Annotated in this window: 13 protein-coding genes; 11 read left to right on the forward strand and 2 right to left on the reverse strand. The window is 48.5% G+C overall.

Annotation, left to right across the window (positions count from 1 at the left end):
* Positions 1 to 68: 68 nt before the first annotated feature.
* The 8 genes from PT279_RS06910 (at position 69) to PT279_RS06945 (ending at position 10143) form a co-directional block, all read left to right on the forward strand.
* Positions 69 to 740 carry a DNA methyltransferase gene (locus PT279_RS06910; protein ID WP_277166684.1) on the forward strand — a complete coding sequence of 224 codons (672 nt, stop codon included), beginning with the start codon at positions 69 to 71 and terminating at the stop codon, positions 738 to 740.
* On the forward strand, positions 733 to 2268 hold the full coding sequence (locus PT279_RS06915; protein ID WP_277166685.1) for an Eco57I restriction-modification methylase domain-containing protein: 1536 nt from the start codon (positions 733 to 735) through the stop codon (positions 2266 to 2268). The genes PT279_RS06910 and PT279_RS06915 overlap by 8 nt, the downstream gene beginning before the upstream one ends.
* The gene (locus tag PT279_RS06920; RefSeq protein ID WP_277167042.1) at positions 2268 to 4799 is read left to right on the forward strand and encodes a GIY-YIG nuclease family protein; all 2532 of its coding nucleotides are present in this window, start codon (positions 2268 to 2270) and stop codon (positions 4797 to 4799) included. The genes PT279_RS06915 and PT279_RS06920 overlap by 1 nt, the downstream gene beginning before the upstream one ends.
* A complete protein-coding gene (locus tag PT279_RS06925; RefSeq protein ID WP_277166686.1) occupies positions 4796 to 6007 on the forward strand; it encodes a Shedu immune nuclease family protein in 1212 nt (403 codons plus the stop codon). The genes PT279_RS06920 and PT279_RS06925 overlap by 4 nt, the downstream gene beginning before the upstream one ends.
* 216 nt (positions 6008 to 6223) lie before the next feature.
* On the forward strand, positions 6224 to 7111 hold the full coding sequence (locus PT279_RS06930) for a hypothetical protein (RefSeq protein ID WP_277166687.1): 888 nt from the start codon (positions 6224 to 6226) through the stop codon (positions 7109 to 7111).
* A gap of 230 nt (positions 7112 to 7341) precedes the next feature.
* Positions 7342 to 8292 (forward strand): zinc-binding dehydrogenase, encoded by a 951-nt coding sequence (locus tag PT279_RS06935; RefSeq protein WP_277166688.1) that lies wholly within the window; start codon positions 7342 to 7344, stop codon positions 8290 to 8292.
* Positions 8293 to 8436: 144 nt separating this feature from the next.
* Positions 8437 to 9333, forward strand: a complete 897-nt coding sequence (locus PT279_RS06940; RefSeq protein ID WP_277166689.1) for a hypothetical protein — start codon at positions 8437 to 8439, stop codon at positions 9331 to 9333.
* A gap of 210 nt (positions 9334 to 9543) precedes the next feature.
* Positions 9544 to 10143: an NAD(P)H-dependent oxidoreductase gene (locus PT279_RS06945; RefSeq protein ID WP_277166690.1), complete on the forward strand. Its 600-nt coding sequence runs from the start codon at positions 9544 to 9546 to the stop codon at positions 10141 to 10143.
* Positions 10144 to 10265: 122 nt separating this feature from the next.
* On the opposite strand, the gene PT279_RS06950 is transcribed toward PT279_RS06945, so the two are convergent.
* Together PT279_RS06950 and PT279_RS06955 are read right to left on the reverse strand one after the other, a co-directional pair.
* Complete coding sequence (locus PT279_RS06950) at positions 10266 to 11474, reverse strand: CapA family protein (protein WP_277167043.1); 1209 nt, start codon at positions 11472 to 11474, stop codon at positions 10266 to 10268.
* Positions 11475 to 11809: 335 nt separating this feature from the next.
* Positions 11810 to 12826 carry a hypothetical protein gene (locus tag PT279_RS06955; RefSeq protein ID WP_277166691.1) on the reverse strand — a complete coding sequence of 339 codons (1017 nt, stop codon included), beginning with the start codon at positions 12824 to 12826 and terminating at the stop codon, positions 11810 to 11812.
* 277 nt (positions 12827 to 13103) lie between these two features.
* On the opposite strand from PT279_RS06955, the gene PT279_RS06960 reads away from it, so the two are divergent.
* The 3 genes from PT279_RS06960 to PT279_RS06970 all read left to right on the forward strand — a co-directional run bounded on the left by PT279_RS06960 (position 13104) and on the right by PT279_RS06970 (position 16290).
* Entirely contained in the window at positions 13104 to 13640 is a 537-nt protein-coding gene (locus PT279_RS06960; RefSeq protein ID WP_277166692.1) for an NAD(P)H-dependent oxidoreductase, read from the forward strand.
* 375 nt (positions 13641 to 14015) lie between these two features.
* A complete protein-coding gene (locus PT279_RS06965) occupies positions 14016 to 14654 on the forward strand; it encodes a CE1759 family FMN reductase (RefSeq protein WP_277166693.1) in 639 nt (212 codons plus the stop codon).
* A 214-nt stretch (positions 14655 to 14868) separates the two neighbouring features.
* Complete coding sequence (locus PT279_RS06970) at positions 14869 to 16290, forward strand: aldehyde dehydrogenase family protein (RefSeq protein ID WP_277166694.1); 1422 nt, start codon at positions 14869 to 14871, stop codon at positions 16288 to 16290.
* Positions 16291 to 16484 lie beyond the last annotated feature (194 nt).

The following is a 16484-nucleotide window of genomic DNA, read 5'->3' on the forward strand; positions in this document are numbered from 1 at the left end:
TTTTCTCCTTTGAAATTGTTAAAACTACTACAATTTTATCGCTAACGATGTATCTGTATACTTGAGATATGGAAAAGGGTAAAGCTAAGGCACAGATTAGATCTAAGCAGCGTGTAGAAGAGCATGGTGAAGTGTTCACTGCGAAGCGCGAGGTAAATGCGATGCTTGACTTGGTCAAAGCAGAGACTGAACGTATCGAGAGCCGATTCCTTGAACCGGCTTGTGGAGATGGCAATTTTCTTGTTGAAGTGTTGAACCGGAAATTATCTGTTGTAATACAGAAATATGGCAAGATTCAGCTCGAGTATGAACGACATTTGTTTTTGGCGATTTCATCCTTGTATGGAATTGATTTAATGTCAGACAATGTAAAAGAGTGTCAGAACAGGCTTGCTCAAATTGCTGAAACTCAATATAAGGCGAAGTTCAAATCTCAAACTCGTAAAGCAGTAGTCGACTCGATACAATTTGTGCTATCGAAAAACATTGTTTGTGGCGACGCGTTGAGTATGACTTCAGACAAGCATGAGCCTATCGTTTTCCCTGAATGGTCATTGGTCACTGGGAGTAAGGTAAAACGTCGAGATTTTGCTTTTGATTCATTGGTGAATACAGCCACGAATGAGCCAACTTTTGATATGGTCGAACATATGGACACGGATTCAATGGGTAAGATAATACCTACGCCGATTAAAGATTATTCGATTGTAGATTTTACGAAGGTGTCTGCAAATGAGTGAGAATAAACCATTTGGCATTGCAAATTATAATCCAGATGTTTTATCGTGCTTGGCCAATCTCTCCAACGATGAAGTATTTACCCCGCCATCCTTAGCAAATCGTGTTTTGGATCAATTGCCAGAGGATTTATGGAGTAATCCAGACGCTAAGTTTCTCGATCCTTTCACTAAAACCGGAGTATTCCTTAGGGAAATTACGAAGCGTCTGAACAAAGGATTAGCGGAGCAAATTCCGGATAAATATGAACGAATCAATCATATTCTCCTTTATCAGGTATATGGAATAGCCATTACTGAACTAACTGCATTAATTTCTCGGCGTAGTCTTTATTGTTCTAAAGATGCTTCTAGTGAATTTTCGATTTGTGATGGTTTTTATGATGAAGCTGGAAATATTAAATACGATGCCCCTACTTTGCACCCGCATGTTTGGGCTGGAAATCAGTGTGTTTATTGTGGTGCCAGCAAAGAACAATATGATCGTTCAAGTGAGCTCGAAAGTTATACTTATGAGTTTCTTCATACCTACAATCCAGAAAGATTCTTTAATATGCAATTTGATGTAATTGTTGGTAATCCTCCATATCAAATGAGTGATGGCGGACATGGGAAAAGTGCTGCTCCTGTCTATCAAAAATTTGTTGAACAGGCAAAGAAACTGAATCCTCGTTATCTATCAATGATTATTCCATCCCGCTGGTTTGGTGGGGGTAAGGGACTGGATGGCTTCCGGAATGAGATGTTGAGTGATCGGAGGATACGTCACATTACCGATTATGAGAATGCGAATGAGTGTTTTCCTGGAGTCGATTTAGCTGGTGGCGTTTGTTATTTCCTATGGGATCGAGATGAGCAGGGCCAATGTGAGGTCACGAATGTTGTTAACGGTGAGACTTTCACAACAACCAGAGACCTCAATGAGTTCAGTATATTTGTCAGGAATGGAAGGGCTGTACCCATTATTCGTAAGGTACTTGCGAAACATGAACCGATGATGGATAAACAAGTTTCGAGTCGTAAACCTTTTGGGCTTGCAACGAATGCGCGCCCTCGTTCAAAAGGCGACTTGACTCTTATCTGGCAAAATGGCACCGGTAAGATTCCCAGTGAGGAGATTACTGCGGGCAGACAATGGATTAAAAAGTATAAGGTTATCTGTGCAAAGACAGCTTATGATCACGCAGGCAGTCCTGACAAAAATGGAATGCGCAAAGTGTTTACAAAGATTCGTATCTTACCCCCGAATACTGTTTGTACTGAAACTTATCTAGTTGCTGGGGCATTTAATTCTGAACAGGAAGCAAAGAATTTGCAAGGGTATATGTGCACTAAGTTCTTCCGTTTTCTTGTTTCGCAATTTATGGTGTCACAGGATATTACCAAGGATCGTTTTGGCTTTGTTCCCGTTCAGGATTTCACGGAAGTTTGGAATGATTCAAAGCTTTATAAAAAATATGAAATTACTGAAGCAGAACAAGAATTTATTGATAGCTGTATCCGTGAAATGCCGGTTGGAGATGATGAGTGATGGTAACGTCTGTTGATTTCGCCAAGCGTCCGGTTTCTCAAGCGAAAATTTATGGTTATACCCTTGACGATGGAGACCATAAAGATTTAATCAAAATTGGTTATACAACTAGGGATGTTCGAGTCAGAGTCAAAGAGCAGACTGAGACTCCTCTCCTAAAACCTCGCATTGTTATAGAAGAAGACGCGATGAGAAACGATGGTACGTCGTTTGAAGACCACGATGTCCATCGAGTTTTGCTAGCCAATCATGTTGTCTGCGTTGGCGGTGAGTGGTATAGGTGCAGTGTTGAAGATGCCCAAAAAGCAATCGAAGCGGTAAGGAATCGAGAGGATTCACTGATTCAGAGAATGCAGGATTTCAAAATGCGTCCCGAACAGAAAGAAGCAGTTCTTCGGACGAAATCATATTTTGACTCATTCAAAAAAGAAAATCCCGGTCAGGCTCCCAGATTCCTTTGGAATGCCAAAATGCGGTTCGGTAAAACTTTCACCAGTTATGAATTAGCCAAAGCAGAAGGCTATAAGAAAATTTTAGTTCTTACTTTCAAGCCAGCTGTTGAGAATTCTTGGAGGGAAGATCTTGAATCCCATAAAGATTTTGAAGGTTGGCAGTTTATCGCGAATGATACGGAACTAACATATGAAAGCGCCGATAGAGATAAGCCAATCGTTTATTTTGGTTCACTTCAAGATTTTCTGGGCAGAAGTAAATCAGGCGGTATCAAACTCAAAAATGAATGGGCACACACTATAAATTGGGATTTGGTTATTTTTGACGAATATCATTTTGGTGCTTGGAACGAGAAGACAAAGAAGCTATTCGACGAAGATGAATCAGAAGGTGATTGGGAGCAGGATTCTGAACAAGATTCTGTATCCAAGCTTTTTGAAGATACGTTGGCCGAGAATGGTAATGAGAATTTTTTGCCCATAACAAGCGGGGCGTATTTATATCTTTCGGGTACTCCTTTCCGCGCAATTTCCAATGGTGAGTTTATTGAAGATCAGATTTTTAATTGGACTTATTCTGATGAGCAACGAGCTAAACGTGATTGGAATCGAGCGGATGGTGATAATCCGTACGAGACTTTGCCACAAATGGTGTTGATGACTTATCAAGTACCGGAATCGATTTCTGAAATTGCTGCTAAAGGCGAATTCAATGAGTTCGATTTGAATGAATTCTTCAAAGCTACAGGTAATGAAGATAATGCAACATTTGTGCACGAAAATGATGTCCAGAAATGGCTTGATTTGATTCGTGGGAGCTATCTAGAAACCGCTATTGACGATTTGGCGATGGGTGCGAGGAAACCTCCGTTACCATACTCGGATTCACGTTTGAAAAACATACTTTCACACACACTATGGTTCTTACCCACCGTTGCTTCATGCTATGCCATGAATAATTTACTGAAACAACATCAGAATGTTTTCTATCATGATTATGCAGTCAATGTCGCTGCAGGTTCGAAGGCGGGACAGGGTGTAAAGGCCCTGGAACCGGTTCTAAAATCTTTTGGCAATCCGCTTGAGACGAAAACAATAACATTGTCCTGCGGAAAACTTACCACCGGGGTGACGATTAAGCCGTGGACTGGTATTTTTATGTTGCGTAATCTCAATAGTCCCGAGACATATTTTCAGGCTGCATTTCGTGTGCAGTCTCCTTGGACTATTGCCAATCCAGATGATGAACATCCAAATGAAATCGCGATTTTGAAAAAGGAATGCTACGTTTTCGATTTTGCTCCTAATAGAGCTCTTCGGCAAATCGCTGACTATAGTTGTAAGCTTGATCCGAATAATGGTGTGAGTCCGGAACAGAGTGTAAGTGATTTCATTAATTTTCTACCAGTGTTGGCATATGACGGTAGCAGCATGAAACAACTGAATGCTGCGGATGTGTTAGACATAGCAACAGCTGGTACGTCTTCCACTTTGCTGGCTAAGCGGTGGGAAAGTGCCCTGTTGGTAAATGTTGATAATAATACGCTTCAGCGTCTTATGAATAATCAACAGGCTATGGATGCGTTGATGAAAATTGAAGGATTCCGTAGTCTTAATGAAGATGTTGAAACCATTATTAATAAGTCTGAAAAGGTAAGCGCTAAAAAGAAGTCTTTAGGAGATAACGTATCAGCCAAACAGAAGAAAGAACTTAGTGAGGAAGAGAAGGAGTATAAAAGTAAGCGTAAGCAGATTCAAGAGAAACTGATTAAATTTGCGACCCGTATTCCCATTTTTATGTATCTCACTGATTTTCGTGAGCATACTCTGGCAGATGTTATCACCAAATTGGAGCCTGAGCTGTTTAAAAAAGTAACGGGTCTGACCAAAGATGATTTCAGATTGTTGGTTAGCCTAAATCTTTTCAACGGTGAACGCATGAACGACGCTGTTTATAAGTTCAAGCGTTACGAGGATGCCAGCTTGTCTTATGCCGGTATTAACAAACATCCAGAAGATGAGCGTGTCGGTTTGTTCGACACATCAATCACTCGCCAAGAATTTGAGGAGGTGCAATGAGCGGAAAGTTTCATTCACGAGTATCTTGGAATGATTGGGAATACGCATGTAAGCGTTTACCTTGGAGAACTTATTTTTTACATTCAAAACCATATTGGAGAAAAAACTCTTCGGATTATGGGAAAGATGCACGATATATTAAGAAAGTTTTTTGTTGCGATGTCGCGAGTATTTCTGATGAGACGGAGATGACAAGTATGACGGTTCAATCAAGTTACAAAAGATCCCAAGTAGAATTATTGATAGTTGGTGAATCCGGTCGCTGTAAGCAGCTAAATGTTGTGCGTTTTGATAAAAGGCATCCAAACGAAAAAGAAGTAGTGCTTTCTCTCAATGAGGGTGACGCGAATGCCTTCTTTGATTTAATTCGCGGCTTGCCCGCTTATTCGGCTAATGGTAAGTTTTCTGGGCCGGTTGACTCTGCCTTATTGGATAAATTGTTGTCTGATAAAGATTCTATCAGTGAAATTTATAATCATGACAAATCTAAAATTCGTCAGCAAATTCAGAATGATAAGGATGCTGACGATGTGATAGCAATTGCAGCGAGGAAACAAGCAGTAAATATTTTTGATAATTTACTGAACAATCCTGATTATTTTGAAGAAGCTACAAAGAAATGGCATAAGCCCGAGTCGGTTTGGCAGCATTTTTTTGAAAAATATCAATGGATTCTTGGATCTTGTCTGGATTCGCGTTTGCTGGTTCCATTTGACAAAAATAAGCTTGAAAAATCTGTGCAGGGCAATAGTATCAATCATGCTGGTAAACGCGCTGATGCGTTGTATATGAGCGTTGGTGCAGGGCGTTCGATGGTATATGTTGAGCTAAAACGCCATACTGCGCCATTATTGCAAAGTAACGAATATCGGCCTGAGTGCTGGGCTCCATCGAAGGATCTGGCTGGTGGAATAACACAGTTACAGAATGAGGTTTTAGCTTCTATAAGTGATTCACACAATAATGAAGTAATTAGAAGGGACGAGACGGGTGCACCTATTGAAAATGTGTATCTTTTCCAGCCACGAAGCTATTTGATCATCGGTTCGCTACAACGTGATTTTTATGAAACCTCCGGGAAATTTAACGATTTAAAATTTAGAGCTTTTGAATTGTTCAGGCGTAATGTAGTATCACCGGAAATAATCACTTATGACGAATTGTTTGAACGGGCCAAATGGATGGCTGGTATGAATGATGAATCTTAGCAATTAGATAATTAAAAGTATTGATTGTTGAGTGGGATTTTTTATTAATAGGTGGGTTTGGTGGCCAAAATGGTAACTAAATCATGGATGCGTCTAGATTTATGAAATCCACAAGCTGTTAAGCAGGAGAAGGCCCTTGAAGTCGTAGGTCAAGGTGGACGTTATCTGCAAGGTAGATTAAGAACATAATAATTGCTTCGTTTGAGAGAGGTCATTTTGGAAGAAATCCTGGGGAAAGTTATAGATTCATTACCAAAGCAGTTCCAATTTGTCGTTACTTTAATTGTAATTATAATTTTGCTTTCGTGCTTTATCATAAAAGAATTTGGAATAAATCCGTCTTTTTTTAATAGTAGTAAACGTCTTAAAAGGAAAATCCAATACATAGATTCTTTGAGTTCTGTTTTGGATGTATCAAGGGATGGGAAAATTCTGGAAAAGCGAAAGGTTTACTTTCAAAATAGGCTTGAAATTAAGCAGTTTCAAAAGCAATTTAAAGAATACGCAAGAGGAAGGTTAGAAGAAGACAATCCAGAAATTGGAAAATTATTCAAGCCTAAAAAATTTTTTGCTTTTATTTTTTATGCGATTTTTGTTTTCATCTATGCTTTTCTTTTAGTATTCGTCATATTATTTTTTGTGTATGGAAAAAAGTCTGCTGCATCTGGATTTTCGCAAAATAAGTTGCTTGGTCTGCTTGAAGTTTCAATTATTTTTATTATAGGAATTTTCTTGTGCATAGGAATACAAAAGCTGTGGAAAGAAATGCAAATTAATTTCGTTTTTCAGACATACCTTTTACCACTTCTGCATACGGAAGGAGGTTTTGCAATTAATCATGAGGAGTCGGCTTTTAACAAAATGATTGAAATAAGAAGATCGAATGCCCCCAAAATCAGTTTTCTTGCCCCTCTTTTTGGCGGTTTGCTTGGTTGCAGCATTCCTTGTTATGTTTTGTGTATGGATCTTCTTAAATTATTACCCAATAATTCTGTTTTACTTATATTAAGTATAATATTTATGTCCCTCTGGTTTGTTGGTTTACTTTATTTTTGCTTTAGTTTTGGTATATTCGTGTTTAGGAAAATCGATGCGGCTTATTAAAAATAAATGTTATATACAACTTTTGCTAATAATAAGTTTGGATAGGTAGATAGGTTGTTTTTTGTTTTCTTGATTTATCGATAGAACAAGGTAAATAAATCAAAAATGTTGAGTATCTCTTTTGAATCTATAATTTGTACAAACTACTAGACATTTCCTAGCAGGGTGGAATTATAAGTTATTGGGAATTAGAACGAATTAGCAATGGTGCATAACCAAGGAGCACAACCATGAAAGCATGGAGATTTTACGGGACTAACAAGCCGCTGAAGCTGGAGGAGGTGCCGGAGCCGCATGCCAAGGCGGGCGAGGTCGTCGTCGATATGAAGGCGGTCGGGCTTTGCCATACAGACGTCGGGTTCCTCACCGATCCGGGTTGGATGGCGGGGCACACTGTGCCGTTCACGCTCGGCCATGAGGACGCAGGCGTTATCAGTGAGGTCGGAGAAGGCGTCGAAGGCTTCAAGGTCGGCGACAGAGTTGCGATTTGCCCGACCACTTCGGCCGGCACGCCCGGCGGCAGCTTCGATGGCGGCTATGGTGAGAAGGTCGAGATTGGGGCGCAGGCGCTGGTGCCGATTCCCGATTCGGTCGATTTCGTCAGGGGAGCGGCGGCCACCGATGCGGGCATGACCTCGTATCATGCCGTCGCCACGCGCGCGGCCGTGAAGAAGAGCGAGAACGTCTGCATCATCGGTGTCGGCGGGCTGGGCCAGATCGGCGCTCGCGTCGCGTATCTGCTCGGCGCCAACCTTTACGTCGCCGAAGTCAAGGAGTCCGCATGGCCGATGGCCAAGGATCTGGGCGCCATCGACGTCAAGAAATCCATCGCCGATTTCGCCGCCGAGGGCATCAAGTTCGACAAGGTCATCGATTTCGCGGGCTTCGGCACCACCACGGCCCAGGCCATCGAGGCGTGCAACAAGCACGGCGTCGTGGTGCTTGTGGGCATGGGGCGGCTCGAAAGCACCATCAACACCAAGGCGCTCATCATGAGCCAGGTCGACCTGCGCGGCTCGAACGGCGGCACCAAGGAAGACATTGCCGGCGTCTACGATCTCATGGCGTCCGGCAAACTCGACCCGGTCACCACCAAGATTCCGTTCAGTGAGATTCCCGAAGGCCTGAAGAAGCTGCAGGCCGGCGACGTCCGTGGTCGTCTCGTTGCCGTGTATGAGTGAGTTACAAGTGAGTGGTAAATAGACAACCCGCTATCCGAACTGCACCTATCAAAATCCTTAGTAAACAGAATCTACCCTAAATTGATAAATCATTATATGATGATGAAGTTTGTGATTCGATAAAATAAAGAGAAGGGTAGAGTCATGAAAACTGGATTGGAACATTTGCTGAAAGCGTTCCCGCCGCAGGTGCAGTTTGCGGTGACGTTGGCGTTGGTCGGGATTCTGTTTGCGATTATCGTCGTTGTTGAAAGCAGGAAAGTCCTCAAAAGGCAGGGGCCGCTTTTCGAAACCAACAGGGGATTGCAGAAGAAACTCGAGAGTGTCGATTCGCTGCAGGGAATCATGACAGACCCGCAGGATGCCCGGATTCTCGGCAAACGCAAGCAAAATCTGGAGCGCAAAATCGAAACCAGGCAGCTGCGCGACCAGTTCAGGGAATACGCCGACGAGCGGATGAAAGAAGCCAACGCGGAAACCGCCAAACTCTTCAGGCCCAAGAAATTCTTCGCCTTCGCCTACTACATGGTCGCCACGCTGCTTTATACGGCGCTTCTTCTTTCGACGCTGCGTCTGCTGACCTATCCAAAAGGCTTCACCCCGCTCGCGGTGTTCCACAAAACGACAGGCATGCTCTCCGCTCTGGTTGTGGTCATTCTCAGCGTTTTGGTCTGCTTCGGCATCAAGAAAGCTTGGCAACGTGCGCAGGTCAATTTCGCGTTCCGCACTTATCTGCTCCCGCTTATCGGCGGCGATGGCAAGGATATAGCCGATCAGGAGCAGGCCGCGTTCAGCAAAATGGTCGCCGCGCGCCAATCCAGTGCGCCGAAAATCGGCTTCCTCGCGCCGGCTTCCGGCATCCTCACCGGTCTGGCCGCGCCGATTTACACGATGTGCATGTACCATCTCCAGTTCTTCCCGACCAATATGTTTTTGCTGCTGTTTGGCACGATTTTCATGGTCCTTTGGTTTTACGGCCTGATTTATTTCTGCGTCAGCGCGCTGCGTTACCTCTTCCGCAAAACCAATGAGATGTATTAAATAAGTGGAATTACTGGCATCAAGACCGTCCTGCAGCAACGTCGATTTGTTTGGCTACAGGACGGTTTCGTTTATTCATTTATCCGTTTCTGATAGGTAGTTGTTGGTTTTGTCTGCTTAACTTTTTGGGTGGGAATAGACGAAAGTGGTACCTGCCACAAATTGGCAAAAATCACCTATATAATCGCCTTCGGTTCGTACAATGGAACCATGAGCAAATTCCTAGCATTTACCGCGAATCCGGATCCGGAATCGTTGACGCAATATATCGGCAAGGCGTTCCTCGAGGGCGCCGCAAGCAAAGGCGCGGACACCGAGTTCGTCGACCTGCACGCCATCGGGTTCGATCCGACCTACCGCATGGCCGACCGCAAGCAGTACCTCAACGAAGCGCCGATGCCCGACGATGCTGTCGCATTGCAGAAGAAGATCCTCGACGCCGACGTCATCGCGCTGGTCTGCCCGATCTACTGGTGCTCGATGCCTGCGATGATGAAGGGCTTCACCGAGCGCGTGCTCTGCCGTCACTTCGGCTACAACCCCGACCACAGCAAGTCCGTGATTGCCGACAAGAAGTTCCGCGTCATACTCCTGACCGGCAGTTCCGAAGAGTGGTATCACGAGTCCGGCATCCACGACGCCCTGCAAAACCAGATCATCAACTATATGTTCCACCATTACTGCGGCGTGGACGATGCCGAGCTGGTCTACGTCGACAACCTCGAGATGGCGGACCCGTCGCCGGAGGCCCATGCGGCCGGGGCCAAGCACATCGAGCGCATCAAGGAGTTCGGCGCGTCGATGGCGTGAACAGGTAGCCTTTAGGCCAACAAGGGTAACAATAAAAGGTCACGGAAAGTTGATTCTCATACTTTTCGTGACCTTCGCTTTTCAGCTGTTTTTGTCGGTTAGCCGTCTACTTTTGCAGCCGCCTACTTATGTTCGTCGGTGAGCCGCCATTCGCGCACGACATTGCCGTCCGCGCCCATCGAGTAGATGACGTCGTGGATGCGTTGCTCTTGTCTCGCGTCGGTGGCCGGGTCCCAACACACGCCGTTGGGATGGTCGTTGGCTATCGGACACCATTGGTATTGACCCTGCCGCATGTTGGCGGTGGGCACCCAGTCGATGCGGTTGACCCTCCACGAACCGGGCTTGTTGCGTTTGCCGGCGAACTGGATGCGCGCGCTCACGCCCTGGTTGTTGGTTTCGTGGCCGGGGATGGTCGTGGTGACGGTGACGGCGTTGCCGAGCCCGTAAACAATCCACGTATTGTGATATTTCTCGATCGGTTGTGCGCAGTGGCATCCGGCCCCGTAGATGACGTCGAATGCACCGGTGTCGGCAAGTTCGTGGGCCTCCGAAATCTGCCAGGAATCGGCCTTCGTCAGGTATTCCTGCACTGAATGCATGGCGATTGCCACCACGTCCGCACCCTGCTTTCGCGCGGCCTTGGCCTTGTCGACGGCACGCTGGATATCGGAGTCATGGTGTGGATCGCCGGCCTCGCGCAGCCGGTCGACGCGCCAGTCTTGGTCGGGCACTTCGCCGTTGAGCGACACTGTTCCGGTCACGAGTCCGAGTTTGCCGCCACCGGTCGGGGAGTCGATGACGAGCGGCTTGACGGAATCCTCTTCGGTTTTGTACGATCCGGTCTGCTTGATGCCGGCCTTGTCCAGCTCGTCCCAAAGCCGGGTGATGCCCGCTGCTCCTTGGTCCCAGGAATGGTTCGTACCGTGGGTGCAGGCGTTGTAGCCCGCATGCTGCGCGGCGTCCACAACCTCCGGCGGAATGTTGAAGACGGGATAGGCGGCATACGGTCCGCCGCGTTGTGCGATCGGCGTCTCGAACTCGCATACGGAGATGTCGGAGGCCTGGATATACGGCTTCATATTCGTGAAGAGCGGGTCAAAGTTGAAAGCGGTGCCGTCGGTCGCACTCGGGTTGTTCTCGAAATGCTGCCAGAGATGTTCGTGGAAGAGCAGGTCGCCGTTGACGAACAGGGCGATGCAGTCTTCATCCGGGCAGTCGGGGGAGTTGCCGTGATGCACCACGACCGGTTTCGGCGTGGTTTTCCTGTTGACCGCAACGTTCGAAGTCGCGGCATCGTTGGAAGCCGTCGGCGCGTTGTGATGCTTCATGCCGAAGAACAATGCCACACCTACGGCGACGAGGAGCGCCAGCAGGATGATGCCTGCGCCCAAAAGCCGAGGCAACGTCGAAGCGCCATGGGCCGAGGTGTTGCCAGAAGCGTTGTTTGCATGCCGTGGGCCGTGTCGGGGATTGGACTTCATCGTAACTTCCTCTTTCGTCTATCCGTTATTTCGCCATTGCGGTGTTTCTCTAGTTTTCAAGGATACTCTTTACATCCGTTTGATTGGATTTCCGCAGTTTCGTGGTTTATGCTTATTTTTATCTATTTCGAAACAATGCGCTTGTCTGTATGATTATCACGCGTTTTTTGAAGAACCGTTTTCTAAAACCGGTCATAGCGGTGTGCGGCATGGCGAACCATCCACGGATCGGGAATGTAGATATCGGCCTCTGCCACGCTTTGCCCGTTCCGTTTTCCCAAAGCCCCGTCGTCGTTTCTGTATATCCGGCAATCCGAAATAGCCTTCAAAAAGGCATTGATTTCCTCGGCGGTTTGGTAGGGATAGGGGGCCGTGCACCAAACGGGATCGGCTTCGATAATCAGAGGTTGAGCCATCGGCATCGCCGCCCGGAGGCTTTGTAAATCCGCATTCGATGGCTCTGAGCCTTCCGTGGCGTCGTCCTTTTCCGGCGATTGGCGAAAGCCCACAATCATGCTGGCATTGTCAATCCAGCTTGTCTGGGCAGCTCTGGTCGCAAGAGACTCAGCGATTTTTCGATAGGAGCCATGAAATCTCGCCCCGTCGAATACGGTGAGGATATGGTGGCCCTCGCGCCCGGGAAGATGGACGCAGTATCCGCAGGAAGCCACAGCCTTGCCGTTGTTAACGATGACGCACCATTCTTCGCGGATACCTTCGACATGGCTATTGATACTTATCAGCGAATCGTCAGGGGCTTGAGCCAAGTCACGTTGCAATTCATCAAGGTTCCGTCGCGCGGCCCTGAATTCCAGCACCCTTCCGCGGCTCAGTTGCGCCCATGGGCGTTCGCCCAGAGCTTCTGGCAGCTTGGTCCACGCGCGGATTTGCGAGACCGGAGCGGTGATAACGCTGCGACGCGTCAATTCCCGGGGCAGCCGGGCAAGCCAATCGGCGGGCGGTGCCTTGAAAAGCAATGGCGGAAGCTGCTTGCGTGCCCGCCATGCGTTATTGGCAATCAGCAAATCCGCGGTAATCCAGAGCGCGGCGTCATCCTTGATTCCCTGGGTCGGTTCGAATCCGTAATCATAGGTTCCGGTCAGGTGTGAGCTATTGCTCATGTGAACTTTGTCGAAATACCCCTTGAAGGCCTCCTGAACCCACGAAAGCGGACTGATGATGGTCAAATCGGCGCCCAATTCCCCTCCGTTTCCGATAGGTTCCTTTACCTATTTCAAGTCTACCGATTGGCTCTGAAGAGGCCGGAAATGTTGCGAATGCTGGGGTTTGCGTGGCGGCAGACAGGAAATGACACCGGCCGATAATTAGACAGATTTAAACCGACCAATTTATTCCCGCTTGCCTCCCAGCTAAATATGACACAACGCAAGGCCTTGTTTAGTATTGCTCTTACAAGTTCGCTTGTGAATGAAAAAAATGAATAGGCAAAATAGACAACTTCAAGGAGCCAACATCATGACCAAGATTGCCGTTTTCGTCGGATCGCTGCGCAAGGATTCCTTTAACAAGAGCCTTGCCAAGAACATCGAGCGTCTTTCGCCCGAGGGTGTCGAGTTCGACTACATCGACATGGACCTGCCGCTTTACAACCAGGACCTCGACGGTGACATGCCCGCCAAGGTCGTTACGATGAAGCAGCAGATCGAAGCTGCCGACGGCGTGCTCTTCGTTACCCCCGAATACAACCGCAGCTTCACCGGCGTCATCAAGAACGCCATCGATTGGGGTTCCCGCCCATGGGGCCAGAGCTCCTTCACCGGAAAGCCTGCAGCCATCGTCGGTGCTTCCATGGGAGCCCTCGGTGCCACCCAGGCCCAGCAGGCCCTGCGCAACGTCGCCCTCTTCCTCGACATGAAGCTCATGGGCCAGCCCGAGCTCTACTTCAACGCCGCAACCGGTCTGGACGAGAACGGCCAGGTCGTCGAGGCTTCCGAGGACTTCCTGCGTGGCTTTGCCGAGGCGTTCGCCAAGCACGTTGAGGCCAACAAGTAAGCAGCGCCGGAAAACGTGGTTTCGTGGCGATTTCGCTGTTTTGAGGTATCGCAACGAAACCGGTTGCCAAAAGCAGTATGTGAAAACGAATATGCCGGATATCGAATCGTAGATATTCGGCTTTCAAAATACAAATTTTATAAAACGTTTGATATTTCTCTGCGGTATAATTTGCCTGTATTTATATAATGTGAACAGAATCACGGTTTCCTTAGTGCCGCTGAAGGTTTCGACCTCGCGTCGGACATATGAACGTGGTACGTTAGCAAGAGGTTATCGTGCACTTGGATTGCCAGGAAGCGCATCTTCGTGATGTGCTTGCAGGGCTTGAGGTAAATATCCAAAATTGAAGTGTCAGGTGTAGGGAGGAAAACTGTGAGTCTTGAGGAGACGACAGACATTATGGCGCTGGCCGCCAAGGCAGAGGCCGATGTGAAGCAGTATCGCTTGACGGTGGTTAACGCGGGTATTTCGGAACCTTCCAGCACGCGTCGGCTTGCCAAGGAAATCACGAATAAGGCCGAGGCCTATCTTCATGCAACGGGCAAGGATGTCGTTGTCGAGATGATCAATCTTAAAGGGATGGCTGAGGACATCGCGACGGCTTCAGTGACCTTCGAATTGAGCAATCATCTGACGGAAGCCATTACTGCCGTCACTGCGGCCGACGGTCTCATCGTGGCTTCACCGATATACAAGGCCTCGTATTCAGGGCTGTTCAAGGCGTTCTGGGATCTTGTTCCCCGCGACGCCATCATCAACATGCCGATGGTTTTGGCTGCGACCGGCGGTTCGAACCGTCATGCTTTGGTGCCCGATGTGGTCATGCGTGGCCTGTTCGCGTTCTTCCGCGCCGTGCCGACCGCTACGAGTCTTATGGCCACCAAAGAGGATTTCGATACGCCGGAGCTTGAAAACCGGGAGGAGCGTGCAGCCACGGAGCTGGGTGCGCTGATGCTTTCCGGTGTACGTCATGAGCCTGTTGACGAGCCTAACGATCACGTGAATTGGTAACCTCGGCGAGCTTCGGTTCCGAGCAAAACCTTTTTTCGTTATCGGCCTGCTGCCTTCCTGCGGCGGGTCGATAACTTTTTGAGGGACGTTTTGTGGTGTCCCTGCCATCTTGATGGGTATGATTTGTTGGAGTTTTGAGCTCTGATTCGCCTGGGACGGGCTTTGCCGGATGTAATTATGTAGTATGATGGATTTTGCCTACAAGGAGGTGGCTATGGTTTATCAAACTGTAAATCCGTATACCAATGAATTAGTCAAGGAATATCCGTTCATCACTGATGCCGAGCTGAAAAGCACCATCGATCTGGCCGACAAAACGTATCACGAAACACAAAGCCAACCGATCGCCGAGCGTGCGAAGATCCTGCACAACGTCGCCGCGCTGTTCCGCAAGAAGTCGGCAGAGCTTTCCGAGATCTGCACCGTCGACATGGGTAAGCTCGTGGGGGAGTCCGCGGGCGAAGTGGAGCTTTGCGCGATCATCGCCGATTGGTTCGCCGATCACAGCGAGGAACTCCTGAAGCCGGACAAGCTTGACAGCATCGTCGCCGGGCAAGCGCAGGTGCTGCACCAGTCCGTCGGCGTCGTCGTCATGGTCGAGCCCTGGAACTTCCCGTACTATCAGATCATGCGTGTCTTCGCGCCGAACTACATGCTCGGCAACACGATGATTCTGAAGCACGCATCCAACACCCCGACCTCGGCCAAGCGCTTCTGCGAGGTCGTCGAAGAGGCCGGAGCTCCCAAGGGCGCGCTCACCAACCTCTTCATGACCTATGACCAGGTCACGCAAGCCATCGAAGATCCGCGCGTTCAGGGCGTGGCGCTCACCGGTTCGGAGCGCGGCGGTGTCGCTGTCGCCGGTGCCGCGGGCAAGGCTCTGAAGAAGAGCACCATGGAGTTGGGCGGTATGGATCCGTTCATCGTCCTCGGCGATGCCGATATGGAGAACGTCAACGAATGCGCATGGCGCGTCCGCCTTTACAACGCCGGCCAGGTTTGCACCTCGGCCAAGCGCTTCATCGTCATGGACAACGTATACGACGAATTCCTCGACGGCCTGATCGACGCCTTCTCGAGGGTCACTCCTGGCGACCCGATGGATTCCCGCACCACCATTGCCCCGATGAACTCAAAGCGTGCCAAGGAGAAACTGCAAGGCTCATTCGACGCCGCAGTCGCCGCAGGTGCGAAGGTTGCCTACCGTTTCCCGGAGATCGACTCCGATGGCCAGTTCTTCCGCCCTGCGATCCTGACCGACATCACCCCCGACAACCCCGGCTACAAGACCGAGATGTTTGGCCCTGTGGCTGCGGTCTACAAGGTTCACAGCGAAGAAGAGGCCGTGGCGCTCGCCAACGACAACCCGTACGGCTTGGGTGGCATGCTCTTCTGTGGCGACAAGGAGCACGGTGCCGAGGTGGCCGCGAAGGTCTACACCGGCATGATGTTCGTCAACACCCCGTTGGCCTCGCTGCCTGATATCCCGTTCGGCGGCGTGAAGCTTTCTGGCTACGGCCGCGAGATGTCGCGCTTGGGCCAGATGGCCTTCACCAACGACAAGCTTTTGGTCACCGCGGACCGTTTCGACAAGAACAACGCTCCCGGCGCCCTCTATGCCGCGCAGGATCTGTGAGGTAAAACAAGCCATTAAGGCTCTGATCTGACCGGTTGAAAATCGGGTATCGAGTGAATTCCGCTCGGTATCCGATTTTTATGTTTGGCTCCATTTGCCGAGAACAAAGAACGCAATTTTGATAAAGTCCGCCTTTTATATAATTAATTCGTTTGATTTATATGATCAAAGGCCATATCATATCTTTGGCGGCA

The sequence above is a fragment of the Bifidobacterium sp. ESL0784 genome (genome assembly GCF_029433295.1).
GTDB lineage: Bacteria > Actinomycetota > Actinomycetes > Actinomycetales > Bifidobacteriaceae > Bifidobacterium.

Bases quoted from the DNA above. Each gene is read 5' to 3' on its own strand.
- PT279_RS06950 (WP_277167043.1), bottom strand. From the start codon at position 11,474: ATGAAGCATCACAACGCGCCGACGGCTTCCAACGATGCCGCGACTTCG.
- PT279_RS06910 (WP_277166684.1), top strand. From the start codon at position 69: ATGGAAAAGGGTAAAGCTAAGGCACAGATTAGATCTAAGCAGCGTGTA.
- PT279_RS06920 (WP_277167042.1), top strand. From the start codon at position 2,268: ATGGTAACGTCTGTTGATTTCGCCAAGCGTCCGGTTTCTCAAGCGAAA.
- PT279_RS06960 (WP_277166692.1), top strand. From the start codon at position 13,104: ATGACCAAGATTGCCGTTTTCGTCGGATCGCTGCGCAAGGATTCCTTT.
- PT279_RS06915 (WP_277166685.1), top strand. From the start codon at position 733: ATGAGTGAGAATAAACCATTTGGCATTGCAAATTATAATCCAGATGTT.
- PT279_RS06940 (WP_277166689.1), top strand. From the start codon at position 8,437: ATGAAAACTGGATTGGAACATTTGCTGAAAGCGTTCCCGCCGCAGGTG.
- PT279_RS06935 (WP_277166688.1), top strand. From the start codon at position 7,342: ATGAAAGCATGGAGATTTTACGGGACTAACAAGCCGCTGAAGCTGGAG.
- PT279_RS06970 (WP_277166694.1), top strand. From the start codon at position 14,869: ATGGTTTATCAAACTGTAAATCCGTATACCAATGAATTAGTCAAGGAA.
- PT279_RS06945 (WP_277166690.1), top strand. From the start codon at position 9,544: ATGAGCAAATTCCTAGCATTTACCGCGAATCCGGATCCGGAATCGTTG.
- PT279_RS06925 (WP_277166686.1), top strand. From the start codon at position 4,796: ATGAGCGGAAAGTTTCATTCACGAGTATCTTGGAATGATTGGGAATAC.